Genomic DNA, 15,092 nt, shown 5'->3' with positions numbered 1-15,092 from the left:
GATGAGGTTGAACCTTGCTGAATCGATGAGTGGCATCCCGTCACTCATCAGCCTGCATGTCGGAGATGTCGACGTGCCTGGCGCATGCCGCAGATTCGAGGCGGAAGGCTATTCGGTGCCGCCGGTGTTGTACGAGTTCATCGAGAACTACAGCGAAGTCGTCGTGACATGGCTCGCCGTCGTCGGCGGCGAGACCTCGTTGAGCACGACGATCGAGGATGCGCTCGATGCCAACCCGCGTAACATCGGGAACTATTCGCGGCAGCTGGGCCGTCAGGTGTTCCCGGTGGGGATGGCGTTCTCGACAGAAGAGCGTCTGCTGCTCGCGGACAACGGCGACATCCTGTTCGGCGGTGATGCCGGCCTGCAACGGGTCGGGAACGGGTTTGAAGCCAGTCTTCGTGCATTGCTGGAAGACGACTGGGACAAGACCTTCTTCTAGCCGGATTCCGTCCGGCCGATCCTCGCCTAGGGCGGCGATCCGGGGCCGACGCAGATCAGCCAGGGGGAGAGGCGGCGGAAGGTCTTCGCCCGGAGCAGGCCGCGGCGGACCAGATCGTCCGGGGCAACGTAGGGGCCGGTCTCGTAGCGGTCGGAGACGATGCGGTGCGCCTCGTACGGGGTGACGCCCGGGAGCCGGGCGATCTCCCGGAGCGGAGCGTGGTTCAGGTCGATCAGGCCGCCGTCGTCGAAGAGGCGCAGCAGGTCGGGGCGGCCGATGCCGGACTGCCGGGCGCCTGACGGGTCGATCGTGGCGAAGCGCCGGGCCAGGTCGCGGCGGGCGCGGGCGTCCACGGTGTCGCCGGGGTGGGCGGCCAGGAGCGCGCCGTGCACCGAGGACGTGACCAGGAGCAGTAGTCCCAGGAAGACCCCGAGGGCGCCCTGGGCGGTGGACTCGATGGAGCCTTCCGGCGCCGGGTCGGTGACGATCAGGGTGAACGCCAGCACGAAGGTGCCCAGGTATCCGGCGGCGATGGCCCAGTGCCGGCCGGAGCGCCGCTGGACCGCCTCCCACGCGAAGTACAGCCACGCGCCGGACGTGCAGGTCGCCACCGGCAGAACCGCGGCGAGGAGCACCGCGAGCCAGCGGATCCGCTCCCGGCGTGGAGCGAGCAGCTCCCCGGGCAGTACCCCGGTGGGCCAACCGTGCGGAGCAGCGCCGGGTGAGACCGGCGGTCCCATCGGCACGGCGTACCCGGTGGGCCATCCGGGCGTGACCGGCTGAGGCGCCCCGCCCGGCCATCCTTGCGAAACGGACGGAGGCGCCGGCACGACGGCCGGCACCGGATCATCCGGAGGAGGCGGGGGCGAGGAAGGCGGCGCGGCGACGGGGACCGGGCCGTCGTCCAGAGGTTCGTTGCGCAGGATGCGGCGGTGGATCTCCTGAAGGCGCTCGCCCGGTTCCGCGCCCAGCTCGTCCAGGAAGAACTCGCGGGCGTCCCGGAACGCCGCCAGCGCCTCCGCCTGCCGCCCGCTGCGATAGAGCGCGATCATCTGCTGCGCCCGCAGACCCTCCCGGAGCGGATATTCCTCCACCAGGTGGGACAGTTCCGACACCAGGCCGGAGAACCCACCGCGGGACAGCTCGATCTCCGCCCACAGCTCCCAGGCGCTGGCGTGCTCCTCGGTCAGGCGGTTGCGGGCGGCCTCGAAGACCGGCCCGTTCAGCCCGCCGAGCGCGTCACCCTGCCACAGGTCGAGGGCGGCCCGGGCCATCGTGGCGGCCTCTTCCAGGCGGCCGGCCCGGCGGGACGTGTCGGCGCGGGCCAGCCCGTTGCGGAAGTCCTCGACGTCGAGGGAACCGGCTCGCAGGAGGTAGCCGCCGTCGGTGAGGGCCAGCAACTCGCCGGGGGTGCGCGGCGACCGATCCGGGTCGAGGACGCGGCGCAGGCCGGCGACGTACTTCTGGACGACGTTGGCCCCGTTCTCCGGCGGCTCGTCGCCCCAGACGGCGTCGACGATGCGGTGGGTCGGGACCGGCTTGCCGGGATGCAGCAGCAGGACGGCGAGGACGGCGCGCTGTTTCGCCGGGCCCAGATCGAGCTGCCGTCCGCTCCGGAAGGCCCGCACGGCGCCGAGCATCTCGAACCGAGGTGGGTCGGCAGCCGGGCGCTCCGTCACCCCGCACACCCCCTGTTGACCAGCAGTTTCTCCGATGGCAGTGACGGCGGCAGCGGAACCGCAGCCGACCGCAGCATAGCCGCAGCGTATCGGCAGCGGTCTACCGGAGGCTCTGGTCACGGAAGCAGCGAAGGCCCATGACGGAAGCCCCGTGAAGGAAGACGAAGCGATGAACGTACGAATGAAGACCCTGGGTGTACTGATGCTCGCCGGCGTGACGCTGGCCGCCTGCGGAACGGCCGAGGCGGTCCGGGAGACCGCGCAGACCATCTCGGTCTCGGCCAAGCTCGCGGAGGGGGTGCCGACCCCGGGCACACCGGCGTTCCATTACACGGTCAAAGGTGGCGTGCAGCCGTTCTCCGGCGTGGTGGACGGGCCGAACAAGGCGACCACGGCCGCGTTCGCCGACAAGGACCCGGACGGTTTCACCATGTCGATGACGTTCCTGGTGGTCGGCGACGACTCCTGGACGAAGATCGGGTTCAGTGGCGCGCCGGCCGGTGCGGCGCTCCCGAAGCTGCCGAAGAGCTGGATGAAGCTGAACAAGGCGAAGCTGCCCGCGGAACTGGCCAAGGACCTCCAGTTCACCGGTAAGTCGGACCCGGGTTACGTCAGCAGCCTGCTGCTGGCCGCCGCGGACCTGAAGGAGACCGGCCCGAACGCGTACGCCGGCACCACCGATCTCACGCAGTCGACGGAGGCGGAGATCGTGGACACGGCGACGCTGACCGCGCTGGGGGAGAAGGCGAAGACCGTACCGCTGGAAGTGAATCTGGACTCCCAGGGCCGGGTCGCGAAGGCCCTCGTCAAGATCCCGGCGGCGGGCAAGGCGAAGGCCGCGACCTACGAGGTGGTCTACGACAAGTACGGCAGCACCCCGGCCCTGACGGCTCCGGCCGACGGCGTGGCGGCCCCGGCAGCGGTCTACGAGATGTTCAACAGCTGACCCGGGGGAGCCGGCGGCATCGTGGGGAGCACGGGGGCCCGCGATGCCGTCGTGCTGTGCTGCCGTGCGAACCGGCGGTTCTGTGGTGGGATCGCACTATGGGTTCGAGCCATGAGTACGTCTTCGTCGGTTGCTACACCGGGGACAAGGGAGGTGATGGGGACGGCATCACGCTGTTGCGGCGTGATCCGGCGACCGGGGATCTGACCCGGCTGGGCCTGGCCGCCCGTACCCCCTCGCCCTCGTTCCTGGCCCAGCACCCCACCCTTCCGGTCCTGTACGCGGTGAACGAACTGGATCAGGGCACCGTCTCCGCCTTCTCGGTGGCTCCCGACTGCTCGCTGATCCCCCGGACGGTGCGCCCGACCGGCGGGTCGGACCCGGCCCACCTGGCCGTCACCCCCGACGGCCGGCACCTGGTCGTGGCGAACTATTCCAGCGGGTCGGTGTCGGTGCACCCGCTCGACTCGGACGGGGCGCCGGGTGACCGTTCCGATCTGCTCACCCTGTCCGGCAAGGGCCCGGACGCGGAGCGTCAGGCCGGTCCGCACGCCCACCAGGTGGTCCCGGAGCGCAACGGCGCCGACGTGCTGATCTCCGACCTGGGATCGGACCGGGTGTGGCGGTCCCGGCTGGACCCGAACACGGGACGTCTCGGCCTGCCGGACGTCGCCGTCGAGGCGCGGCCGGGCACCGGGCCGCGCCATCTGCTGCGGTCGTCGGACGGTGCGCTGCTGCTCGTCGGGGAGCTCTCCGGGAACCTGGGATGGTTCCGCCCGGCCGGTGGCCCGGCGCTGGAGCAGATCGGTGAGACGCCGTCGAGCACCTCGGCGGGCCAGGTCTACCCGTCGGAGATCGTGATGGGCCGGGACGGCCGGTTCGTCTATGTGGCGAACCGCGGCCCGGACACCGTCTCGGTGTTCGCCTGGGACGGCGAGAGCGCCACGCTGATCGCCGAGGTGCCCACCGGCGGGGTGTGGCCGAGGCACATGGTCCTGCTCGGGGATCACCTCTACGTAACCAATCAACGCTCACACAACGTGACCGTTTTCCGTATCGACCGGGAGACCGGAATTCCCGCCCCGCAAGGGGATCCGACAGGCGAGCCGACACCGACGTGCCTGCTCCGCTGGAATCCGCCGATGATCTGACAGAAGCGAAGATCGGACACTGTGGCGCGTCGGTCACGAAGCACACCAAAACTGGCGCGCCGCAGGTCAATCTTGATACCGATCGAGACGGCGTCATCACGCTCTGTGTTATCTAGATCGGGAAACGCCAATCTGAGTAATTTTCGTCCGAACGTATATGGCATTCAGCTTCGGACATGCGCACTATAGATCGCGTGTCTGGCCGCCATCGTAGAAACTTCAACTCCAAGGGAGCGAGCGTCGTCGGAGGTGCGATGGCGTTAGTCGTCGTCATCGCGGGGACGTACGTCGGTTATCAGCAACTCTCCGACTCCGCTTGCACCGGCTCGGTGACCCTGACCGTCGCCGCCTCCCCCGAGATCGCCCCTGCTGTCGAGACTGTCGCCGCGAAGTGGCGTCAGGACGGCGCGGCGGTCGACGGCACGTGCGTCGCCGTCTCCGTCTCCAAGGAGACCTCGTCGACCATTGCCGGGGCGGTCGCCCGTGACCACTCCGTCGGCCTCGTCGGGCTGAACAACGCGCCCGACGCGGTGCAGGTCCCCGACGTCTGGCTGCCGGACTCGGCGACCTGGCTGCAGCGCCTGCAGACCGAGGCGGCCGGCTTCCTGCCGAGCACCGTGACCTCGGTGGCGCAGAGCCCGCTGGTCCTGGCCGCTCCCGAGCCGCTCGCGGAGAAGAAGCTGGGCTGGCCGAACAGCAAGGTCAGCTGGACCGCGCTGATGGAGAACTTCCAGTCCAAGGAGCCGATGACGGTCGGCATCATGAACCCGACCGTCGACTCCACCGGCCTGGGCAGCCTGCTGGCGATCAGCAAGTCGGTGGGCAACGGCTCGCAGGCCGCGGTGCAGGCCAAGACGCAGGCGCTGACGCTCCTCGCGGAGAACAAGTTCGCCCTGCGTGACGAGCTGATGGCCGGCTTCCCGAAGGCGGTCACCGAGATCGGCAGCCCCGACTCGGTGAGCCTCGCGCCGATCTCCGAGCAGGACGTCGTGGCGTACAACGGCGAGCGTCCGGCCGTGAAGCTCAGCGCGATCTACCTGGACCCCGCCCCGGCGCCGCTGGACTACCCGTTCACGGTGATGCCGCAGGTGGTCGACTCGCAGAAGTCCGCCGCCGCGAAGGGCCTGCTGGAGCGGCTCCTCGCCGCTGACTCCAAGGACGTGCTCGCCGCCGCCGGCCTGCGGGCTCCGGACGGCACGTACGGCGCCAGCTTCGCCGCCCCGATGGGCGCCCCGGCGGCCTCCCCGGCGGTCACCCCCACCTCGACCAAGTCGGCGAACGGCGGCACGGCGGCCGGCGCGGACTCCGGCGCGGCCCTGAGCGCGGTGGTCGGCAGCTGGATCGCCATCACCACCCCCGGCCGGGCCCTCACCGTCTTCGACACGTCCGGCTCGATGCTGAAGCCGGTGCCCACCGCCCAGAACAAGACGCGTGCCCAGGTCACCCAGGCCGCGGCCCGGACCGGTCTGGGGTTGTTCAGCGAGAAGTGGTCGGTCGGCGTGTGGCGGTTCTCCACCGAGGAGGACGGCTCGCTGCCCTACAAGAGCCTCGTGGAGATCAGTTCGCTGAGCAACTCGCGCCCCCGGCTCGAGGCGTCGATCGGCGACCTGACCCCGAAGGAGGACGGCGGCACCGGTCTCTACAACACCCTGCTCGCCGCCCACAAGCACGTCCTCAAGGGCTGGTCCCCCGCGAAGATCAACTCGGTCATCCTCTTCACCGACGGCGAGAACTCGTTCACCGGTGGCCTGACCCAGCCGCAGTTCCTGTCCCAGTTCAAGAAGCAGCTGGACGCGACCAAGCCGGTCCGGATCATCCTGATCGGCATCGGCAACGAGGTCAGCAAGGAAGAGCTGAAGGCGATCCAGTCGGTCGACCCGAGGAACGTCGGCGTCTTCATCGCCGAGGACCCGACCAAGATCACGAGCATCTTCGCCCAGGCGATCGGCTCCCGTACCGGCGTCCAGTAACCACCCGGCACCAGGCACCACGCGGCCGTCGTCCCCTCGGGGCGGCGGCCGCCGCCTTTCCCTGGTCGCGGTATCCCCCCGCCTACCGCTTGACCCTTTTCCCTTCGCGGTACGCCCCTCGCGCGCCCTACTCCCCGCAAAAGGCCCGCACAGCCCCCGTCTCTCAGCCCGGGCGCCGGTCAACCAGCGTGTTGGTTTCGGCCGTCATGCGCGCCCGTACTCCACACGCCGGCTCGTCCGCTTCAGCGTGTTGAGTTCGGCCGCCATACGCGCCCGTACTCCACACGCCGGCTCGTCCGCTTCAGCGTGTTGGTTTCGGCCGCCATACGCGCCCGTACTCCACACGCCGGCCGTGACCGTCAGCCGCGGGCGCGCAGCCAGGCCGCCGGATCCTCGCGGACCCCGCGGATCACCGTGTCCGCCGCGCCCCGCATCGCCGCGTCCGCCCCGAGCGCCGCCGCCCGCAACGTCACCGGCGCGAGCCCCGCGGTCAGCACCCGCCGCCGCAGCTCGCTCTCGATGCCGTCCCGCAGGGACCCGAAGATCGGCGCGTACGCCCCACCGAGCACGATCACCGGCACGTCGAGCAGGTTCACGACCGCGGACAGCGCGATCCCGAGCGCCGCCGCGGCGAGCGGAACGTCGTCGGCAAGAGCTTCCTGTCCCGCGTACTGCTCCAGGCACCCGCGTGATCCGCATCGGCATTCCCGCCCGTCCGGATAGACCGTGACGTGCCCGATCTCACCGCTCCACCCGCGCACCCCGCGATACAGCTCCCCGTCGATGACCAGCCCGGCGCCGATGCCGACCTCGCCGGAGACATACAGGAACGAACGTTCCTTCCCGTGGGTGGGCGTGGTCGAGTGGGCGGGCGTGGCGGCGCGGACGGGCGTGATCGAGTGGCCTGACGAGGACAAGTGGCCGGGTGTGGTCGAGACGCCGGGCATCGCGGAGTGGCCGGACGAGGGCGAGTGGCCGGACGAGGGCGAGTCGCCGGGTGTGGCTGAGTGGGCGGGCGGGGCGCCGGGCGTGGCGGCTCCGGGCTCGGGCCGGGACGGGCCCGCTGCGGGGTCGCCGCCGGAGACGCGGAGTTCGCCGAGGGCGGCCAGGTTGGCCTCGTTGTCGACGGTGACCGGCAGGTCGGCCAGTTCCGGGACGGCCCGCAGGGCGGCGATCGCGTCCACGTCCTGCCAGCCCAGGTTGGGGGCGACCCGGACCAGGCCGTCGTCGCCGACGAGGCCCGGGACGGCGAGCGCGGCGCCGGCCACGATCAGCCCGTCGGCTTCGGCGGCGAGCCGGGCGCGGGCCGCGAGCCGGCCCAGCGTGGCGAGGGCCTGGCCCGGGTCGGCGGGGCGCTGGTCGGCGTGCTCGACGAACCGCTGGCGGACGGTGCCGGTCAGGTCGACCGCGCAGGCGGCCAGATAGTCGACGTTGATCTCCAGCCCGAGCCCGGCGGGCCCGGCGGAGGTGAGGGTGAGGCCGACCGCGGGCCGCCCGGCGCCGGTGCGTGGTGGCGGGTCGACCTCGACCAGGAGCCCGCCTGCCACTAGATCGTCGACAAGGGCGGAAACGGTCGCGCGGGTGAGTCCGGTGGCGGCGGCGACAGCGGCCCGGGATGGGTGATTCGCACTGTTCGCCACAGTGTGCAGCACCAGCGCGAGATTATGGGCCCGCACGCTCGACTGGCGTACCGGAGTCGTGGAGGGGCTCAACACGCCCTTGACAGTGCCATACCCCAGCCAAATAATTCAACCACTAAACAATTTCAGGGAGGTAACCCGTGTCCGTCCAGCCCACGCGTGACGACAAGTTCTCCTTCGGTCTCTGGACCGTCGGGTGGCAGGCCCGTGACCCGTTCGGGGACGCCACCCGCGAGGCCCTCGACCCGGTGGAGGCCGTTCACAAGCTTGCCGAGGTCGGCGCCTACGGCATCACGTTCCACGACGACGACCTGGTGCCGTTCGGCGCCGACGCGGCGACCCGCGACGGGATCGTGGCCGGCTTCAAGAAGGCCCTCGACGAGACCGGCCTGATCGTCCCGATGATCACCACCAACCTGTTCACCCACCCGGTGTTCAAGGACGGCGGCTTCACCAGCAACGACCGTTCGGTCCGGCGCTACGCGCTGCGCAAGGTGCTGCGCCAGATGGACCTCGGCGCCGAACTGGGCGCGAAGACGCTGGTGCTGTGGGGCGGCCGCGAGGGCGCGGAGTACGACTCGGCCAAGGACGTGCAGGCCGCCCTCGACCGCTACCGTGAGGCCCTCAACCTGCTCGCGCAGTACTCCGAGGACCGTGGCTACGGCTTCCGCTTCGCCATCGAGCCGAAGCCCAACGAGCCCCGCGGCGACATCCTGCTCCCGACCGCCGGCCACGCCATCGCGTTCACCCAGGAGCTCGAGCGTCCCGAGCTGTTCGGCATCAACCCCGAGGTCGGCCACGAGCAGATGGCCGGGCTGAACTTCACCCAGGGCATCGCCCAGGCGCTGTGGCACAAGAAGCTGTTCCACATCGACCTGAACGGCCAGCACGGCCCGAAGTACGACCAGGACCTGGTGTTCGGCCACGGTGACCTGCTCAGCGCGTTCTCCCTGGTCGACCTGCTGGAGAACGGTGGCGTCGACGGCGCTCCGGCCTACGACGGCCCGCGGCACTTCGACTACAAGCCGTCGCGCACCGAGGACTACACCGGCGTCTGGGAGTCGGCCAAGGCCAACATCCGGATGTACCTGCTGCTCAAGGAGCGCGCCAAGGCGTTCCGGGCCGACCCGGAGGTCCAGGAGGCGCTCGCCGCCGCCAAGGTCGCCGAGCTGAGCAAGCCGACCCTGAACCCGGGCGAGTCCTACACCGAGCTGCTCGCCGACCGGTCCGCCTTCGAGGACTACGACGCGGACGCCGCCGGCGCCCAGGGTTACCACTTCGTCAAGCTGAACCAGCTGGCGATCGAGCACGTCCTCGGGGCTCGCTGATCATGGCGCTGGTAGCCGGGATCGACAGCTCGACGCAGTCCTGCAAGGTCGTCATCCGGGACGCCGAGACCGGGAAACTGGTCCGGCAGGGCCGGGCGGCGCACCCGGACGGCACCGAGGTGCATCCGGACGCCTGGTGGGCCGCGCTCCAGCAGGCGATCGAGGAGGCGGGCGGCCTGGACGACGTGGCCGCCGCCTCGGTCGCCGGGCAGCAGCACGGCATGGTCGCGCTGGACGAGAACGGCGAGGTGGTCCGCCCGGCGCTGCTGTGGAACGACACCCGCAGCGCCGGCGCGGCCGCCGACCTGATCAAGGAGCTGGGCGGCGGCGCGGCGTGGGCCGACGCGGTCGGGATCGTGCCGGTCGCCAGTTTCACGCTCACCAAGCTGCGGTGGCTGGCCCGGAACGAACCGGCCAACGCGGCGAAGGTCGCCGCGGTCTGCCTGCCGCACGACTGGCTGACCTGGAAATTGTCAGGATCCACTGATATTTCGGACATCAGGACCGACCGCAGTGATGCCAGTGGCACTCTCTACTGGTCGGCGAAGACCAACGAATATCGGCATGACCTGCTGGAACTCGGGTTCGGGCGCCGGCTGGTAGTGCCCGAGGTGCTCGGCCCCACCGGGATCGCCGGGCACCTGCCCAACGGCGCGCCACTCGGACCGGGCGCCGGGGACAACGCCGCGGCCGCTCTCGGCACCGGCGCTCGCCCCGGCGACGTGATGGTCTCGATCGGCACGTCCGGCACGGTCTTCGCCTCCTCGGAGGTCGCGCCGAACGATCCGACCGGCACGGTCGCCGGGTTCGCCGACACCACCGGCCGGTTCCTGCCGATCGTGGTGACGCTGAACGCGGCCCGGGTCCTGGACGCGGCCGCCAAGCTGCTGAACGTGAGCCACGACGAGCTGTCCCGGCTCGCGCTGTCCGCTCCGGCGGGCGCGGACGGCCTGGTCCTGGTGCCGTACCTGGAAGGGGAACGGACCCCGAACCGGCCGGACGCCACCGGTTCGCTCCACGGGCTCACCCTGCGGACGTCGAACCCGGCGCACCTGGCCCGGGCATCGGTCGAGGGCATGCTCTGCGCGCTGGCCGACGGCCTCGACGCGCTGGTCGGCACCGGCGCGGTCGCCGACCGGATCGTGCTGGTCGGTGGCGGGGCACGGAGCGAGGCGGTCCGCCGCATCGCGCCGGCGCTGTTCGGCAAGCCGGTCGTGGTCCCGCCGCCCGGTGAGTACGTCGCCGACGGTGCGGCACGGCAGGCCGCGTGGGTCACGGCGGGCGGCGATCTTCCGCCGGTCTGGTCCGCGGAGACCCCTGAGATGTACGAGGCCGACAGCGTCCCCTCGATCCGCGAGCAGTACGCGATCGCCCGCGGCTGACCCCAACCCCGCGTGTGGAGTTGCGGCGCACATGACGGCCGAACTCCACACGCGGGTTGGGCGAGTTGCGAGGGCGGGCTGCCGTTGTCCGCCCGAGGCGTGCATGTGTGGCCGTACCCCGCAAAGTTTTTGAAGTTTTTGTTGTCGCCCTGCTGATGGCGCATCTACGTGCACAGGAACACCGGCCGACATTCCCCCTCGGCCGACAATCCCCGCACGTGAGGAAGAGCGCAGTGGCAGAGAGAAAGGCCCGGAAACGGGCGCTGCTCGGCGTGGCGGCCGCGCTGGTCGTGCCCGCCGGACTCGTCGGCTGGTCGATCATCCCGTCGAATGCGGCGGCCGCGCCCGCCGCCGGCAACACCTACCAGCTGATCGTCAAGAAGAGCGGCAAGTGCATCGATGTGCCGGCCGCCTCGAAGGACAACGGCGCGCTGCTCCAGCAGTGGGGCTGCACCGCGAACTCGGCCTGGCAGCAGTTCAAGCTGGTCGCGTCCGGCAGCAACTTCCTGATCCAGAACGTCAACAGTGGCAAGTGCATCGACGTGCCGGGCGCGTCGACGGCCTCGGGCGCCCAGTTGCAGCAGTGGGGTTGCGCGAGCGGGCAGACCAACCAGCAGTGGAAGGTCGTGGCCTCGGGCACCGACACGTTCCAGATCATCAACGTGGCGAACGGTCTGTGCATCTCCGACCAGGGCGCCTCGACCGCGAACGGCGCGTCGATCATTCAGGAGACGTGCACCGCGAACTCGAACAAGCAGTGGGCGTTCACGCAGGTCTCCGGTGGAACGACGACGCCGGCCTCCTATGTGGTGGCGTCGGACGGCACCGGTAAGTACAAGACGGTGCAGGCGGCGATCGACGCGGTGCCGGCGAACAACACCACCCGCCAGACGATCACCATCAAGCCGGGCACCTACCGCGAGGTCATCACCGTCCCGTCGAACAAGCCGTTCATCACGCTCCAGGGCGGTACCGGCACGGCTTCCGACACGGTGCTCGTCTACAACAACTCGGCGTACACGCACGGCACCTCGGGCAGCGCCTCGGTCTCGGTGAGCGCCAAGGACTTCGTCGCGAAGAACCTGACGATCTCGAACGACTATGACGAGAACAAGTACGAGACCGGCGACCAGGCGGTGGCCCTGAAGCTGGGCGGCGACCGGGCGCAGCTCGACAACGTCCGGCTGCTCGGTGACCAGGACACGTTCCTGCTCAACAGCGGGCGCTCGTACATCAAGAACTCGTACGTCGAGGGCACCGTCGACTTCATCTTCGGCGGCGGCACCGGCGTCTTTAACGGCACCAGGATCTACGAGAAGCGGACCACCGGCGGCCCGATCACCGCGGCCAGGACGGACGCGGGCAACGCGTACGGCTTCCTCTTCTACAAGTGCACGATCACCGGCGCCGTGAACAACACCACCCAGCTCGGCCGCCCGTGGGGCCCGGACGCGCAGGTGCTGTTCCGCGAGTCCAGCCTGAGCGCGACGATCAAGACCGCCCAGCCGTGGACCGACATGTCGTCGAACTCGTGGAAGAACGCCCGGTTCCTGGAGTACAAGAACACCGGCTCCGGCGCGACCACCAACAGCAACCGGCCGCAGCTGCCCGACGCGCAGGCCGCCAACTACACCCCGCAGAAGTACCTCGCGGGCACCGACAACTGGAACCCGGTGGGTTGATCATGAAGCTCTCCAAGAAGCGCGCCGCGCTCATCGCCACCGTCGTCGCCGTCCCGGCCGCGATCGTCGGCTGGTCGGTCCTGCCGTCGAATGCGGCGGCCGCGCCCGCCGCCGGCAACACCTACCAGCTGGTCGTGAAGAAGAGCGGCAAGTGCATCGACGTGCCGGCCGCCTCCGCCGCGAACGGCGCCCTGCTGCAGCAGTGGGGCTGCACCACCGGCGCGGCCTGGCAGCAGTTCAAGCTGGTCGCGTCGGGCAGCAACTTCCTGATCCAGAACGTCAGCAGCGGCAAGTGCATCGACGTGCCGGGCGCGTCGACGGCCTCGGGCGCCCAGTTGCAGCAGTGGGGTTGCGCGAGCGGGCAGACCAACCAGCAGTGGAAGGTCGCGGCGTCGGGTACCGACACGTTCCAGATCATCAACGTGGCGAATGGTCTGTGCATCTCCGACCAGGGCGCCTCGACGGCGAACGGCGCGTCGATCATTCAGGAGACGTGCACCGCGAACTCGAACAAGCAGTGGGCGTTCACGCAGGTCTCCGGCGGCAGCAGCTCGGAGCGGACCTGGGCGTCCACGCCGGACGGTTTCGCCTCCACCGGCGGCGGCACCACGGGCGGCGCGGCCGGCCAGACGGTCACCGTGACGAACCTGGCCGACCTGACGAAGTACGTCACCGCCACCGAGCCCTACGTGATCAAGGTGGCGAACGCCATCACGATCACCCCGAAGGGCACCGAACTCAAGGTCAAGTCGAACAAGACGATCGTGGGCGCCGGCACCAAGGGCGAGATCGTCGGCGGCGGGTTCTTCCTCGGGGCCGGCGTCCGGAACGTCATCATCCGCAACCTCACCATCCGGGACACCCAGATGACCGAGGACGACCCGGATGACAAGACGTACGACTTCGACGGCATCCAGATGGACACCGCGGACCACATCTGGATCGACCACAACAAGATCACCCGGATGAACGACGGCATGATCGACAGCCGTAAGGACACCACGTACCTGACCGTGTCCTGGAACGTGCTCGACACCGGGAACAAGGCGTTCGGCATCGGCTGGACCGAGAACGTCACCTCGCGGATGACGATCCACCACAACTGGATCAAGAACACCAACCAGCGCAACCCCAGCACCGACAACGTGCAGTACGCGCACCTCTACAACAACTACATGCAGAACATCAAGTCGTACGGGAACCTGTCGCGCGGCGGCACCAAGATGGTTCTGGAGAACTCGTACTTCGACAACGTCGTGAACCCGTACTACAACGACACGTCGGCCGCCCAGCTCAAGCAGAGCGGCAGCATCGTCAAGAACTCCTCGGGCAAGCAGCAGACCAACGGCTCCGCCTTCGACCCGAAGAGCTTCTACGCGTACACCCTCGACGCGGCCGCCGACGTCCCGGCGCTGCTGGCCAAGTACGCCGGCCCGCAGGCCAACATCGGCAACTGATCTTCACCGGGGGGTGAGGAAGAGGCGGCGCCGCCTGGGGTGGCGCCGCCTCTTTTCCGCGTGTGGAGTTCGGCCGCGCATGACGCCCGAAATCAACACGGTTTTCCGCGTGTGGAGTTCGGGCGTCATAGACGGCCGAACTTCACACGCTTTCGGCGGCGGGTGCGGCCTCGTGCGCGTTGAGGAAACCGTTCACCGCGCCGGACCAGGGGAAACGTTCGGCGCGGGCGCGAGCGGCGGCACGGCGTTCGGCCGCCGGGCGGGCCAGCAGCTCGCGGACGGCGGCGGCGAACGCGGGAGCGTCCCCGTCCGCGGCCACACCGGCGTCCCCGATCACCTCGGGCAGGGCGCTGGCGGCGCGTACCACCGCGGGGGTTCCACTGGCCAGGGCCTCCAGGGCGGACAGCCCGAACGTCTCGATCGGCCCGGGCGCCAGCACCACGTCGGCGGTGGCGAGCAGGCCGCGCGGGTCGGTGACGTGGCCGAGGAACCGTACCGGCAGCCGGCGGCGTTCGGCCTCGGCCGACAGGGTCCCGCGCAACGGCCCGTCCCCGGCTACCGCCAGCACCGCGTCCAGCCCACCGGCCCGCAGCGCGGCCAGGGTCGCCAGCGACAGGCCGGGTTCCTTCTCCGCCGACAGACGGCCGCAGTGCAGCAGCAGGACCGCGGCGTCCCCGGCGAGAGCGGCCCGCAACCGGGCATCCCGGCTTGCGGGCGAGAAACGATCAAGTGCGACACCCAGGGGTACGCGTACGGGCTCCGCCCCGAGCCGCCGGAACTCCCGCTGCGCCCACGCCGTCGTGCACACCACCGTGTCGTACGCGGCCACGGTCCGGGCGTTGAGCCGGTCGGCGACCCGCGGCCCGATCGCCCGGCCGGGTGTGAACAGCCGCAGCAGCCCGTCCAGGCTCTCGTGCGACACCATCATCGACCTGATGCCCGCCCCGGCCGACCAGCGCCCGAGCCAGCGCAGCGTGCTCCGGTCGTGCACCTCGATCCGGTCCGGCCGCAGCTCGCGCAGCACCCCGGCGACGGCCTTGCGGTCGAGCAGCACCCGGTACCCGCCGAGCCCCGGCACCAGCGGCCCCGGCACGGTGATCACCCGCCCGTACCCGGTCTCCTCCTCGCCCGCCGTGTCGCCCGGAACGATCAGCACCGGCTCGTGTCCCGCCGCGGCATAGCCGCGGCCGAGTTCCCGCAGCGCGGTGCGCAGCCCGCCGGAGGTGGCGTGGACGAAGTTGGCGACCCGGGCGATCCGCATGCCCTCAGACCACCGAGGCCCGCCGTCCACCCGGCGACTCCCCGCTGACCCCCCGCTGAATGATCAACGACAAGTCACCCCTCCGGCTGGTTGTCAGGGCTGTCTCCACCCGCCCGAGACAGCCCTGACAACCAGCCGGGACTAACCTCTACCG

11 protein-coding genes are annotated in these 15,092 nt (G+C 70.1%); 8 read left to right on the top strand and 3 right to left on the bottom strand.

Features of this window, described 5'->3' with window-relative positions; genetic code table 11:
- Position 1: 1 nt before the first annotated feature.
- Entirely contained in the window at positions 2 to 442 is a 441-nt protein-coding gene (locus tag ACZ3II_RS07205; protein WP_465516740.1) for an SUKH-3 domain-containing protein, read from the top strand.
- A 26-nt stretch (positions 443 to 468) separates the two neighbouring features.
- On the opposite strand, the gene ACZ3II_RS07200 is transcribed toward ACZ3II_RS07205, so the two are convergent.
- Positions 469 to 2,121, bottom strand: coding sequence for a BTAD domain-containing putative transcriptional regulator (locus ACZ3II_RS07200; protein ID WP_465516739.1), 1,653 nt, complete (start codon positions 2,119 to 2,121; stop codon positions 469 to 471).
- Between the two features lie 169 nt (positions 2,122 to 2,290).
- Between ACZ3II_RS07200 and ACZ3II_RS07195 the strand changes: the two genes are divergently transcribed.
- The 3 genes from ACZ3II_RS07195 (at position 2,291) to ACZ3II_RS07185 (ending at position 6,188) form a co-directional block, all read left to right on the top strand.
- The gene (locus ACZ3II_RS07195) at positions 2,291 to 3,067 is read left to right on the top strand and encodes a hypothetical protein (protein WP_465516738.1); all 777 of its coding nucleotides are present in this window, start codon (positions 2,291 to 2,293) and stop codon (positions 3,065 to 3,067) included.
- 98 nt (positions 3,068 to 3,165) lie between these two features.
- The gene (locus tag ACZ3II_RS07190) at positions 3,166 to 4,218 is read left to right on the top strand and encodes a lactonase family protein (RefSeq protein ID WP_465516737.1); all 1,053 of its coding nucleotides are present in this window, start codon (positions 3,166 to 3,168) and stop codon (positions 4,216 to 4,218) included.
- 254 nt (positions 4,219 to 4,472) lie between these two features.
- The gene (locus tag ACZ3II_RS07185) at positions 4,473 to 6,188 is read left to right on the top strand and encodes a substrate-binding domain-containing protein (protein ID WP_465516736.1); all 1,716 of its coding nucleotides are present in this window, start codon (positions 4,473 to 4,475) and stop codon (positions 6,186 to 6,188) included.
- Between the two features lie 359 nt (positions 6,189 to 6,547).
- Here ACZ3II_RS07185 and ACZ3II_RS07180 read toward each other — a convergent pair whose 3' ends face one another.
- The gene (locus ACZ3II_RS07180) at positions 6,548 to 7,840 is read right to left on the bottom strand and encodes an ROK family protein (RefSeq protein WP_465516735.1); all 1,293 of its coding nucleotides are present in this window, start codon (positions 7,838 to 7,840) and stop codon (positions 6,548 to 6,550) included.
- 128 nt (positions 7,841 to 7,968) lie between these two features.
- Here ACZ3II_RS07180 and xylA point away from each other — a divergent pair, with 128 nt between their 5' ends.
- The 4 genes from xylA to ACZ3II_RS07160 all read left to right on the top strand — a co-directional run bounded on the left by xylA (position 7,969) and on the right by ACZ3II_RS07160 (position 13,677).
- Complete coding sequence (gene xylA, locus ACZ3II_RS07175; protein WP_465516734.1) at positions 7,969 to 9,156, top strand: xylose isomerase; 1,188 nt, start codon at positions 7,969 to 7,971, stop codon at positions 9,154 to 9,156.
- A 2-nt stretch (positions 9,157 to 9,158) separates the two neighbouring features.
- Positions 9,159 to 10,538: a xylulokinase gene (gene xylB / locus ACZ3II_RS07170; protein WP_465516733.1), complete on the top strand. Its 1,380-nt coding sequence runs from the start codon at positions 9,159 to 9,161 to the stop codon at positions 10,536 to 10,538.
- A 233-nt stretch (positions 10,539 to 10,771) separates the two neighbouring features.
- The gene (locus ACZ3II_RS07165) at positions 10,772 to 12,220 is read left to right on the top strand and encodes a pectinesterase family protein (RefSeq protein WP_465516732.1); all 1,449 of its coding nucleotides are present in this window, start codon (positions 10,772 to 10,774) and stop codon (positions 12,218 to 12,220) included.
- A 2-nt stretch (positions 12,221 to 12,222) separates the two neighbouring features.
- Positions 12,223 to 13,677, top strand: a complete 1,455-nt coding sequence (locus ACZ3II_RS07160; protein WP_465516731.1) for an RICIN domain-containing protein — start codon at positions 12,223 to 12,225, stop codon at positions 13,675 to 13,677.
- A 142-nt stretch (positions 13,678 to 13,819) separates the two neighbouring features.
- On the opposite strand, the gene ACZ3II_RS07155 is transcribed toward ACZ3II_RS07160, so the two are convergent.
- Complete coding sequence (locus ACZ3II_RS07155) at positions 13,820 to 14,938, bottom strand: glycosyltransferase (protein ID WP_465516730.1); 1,119 nt, start codon at positions 14,936 to 14,938, stop codon at positions 13,820 to 13,822.
- Positions 14,939 to 15,092: the final 154 nt, after the last annotated feature.

Source organism: Actinoplanes sp. NPDC019969, assembly GCF_055562375.1.
Note: the sequence above shows the minus strand (reverse complement) of the source record. Positions and strands in the feature narration are given on the sequence as shown.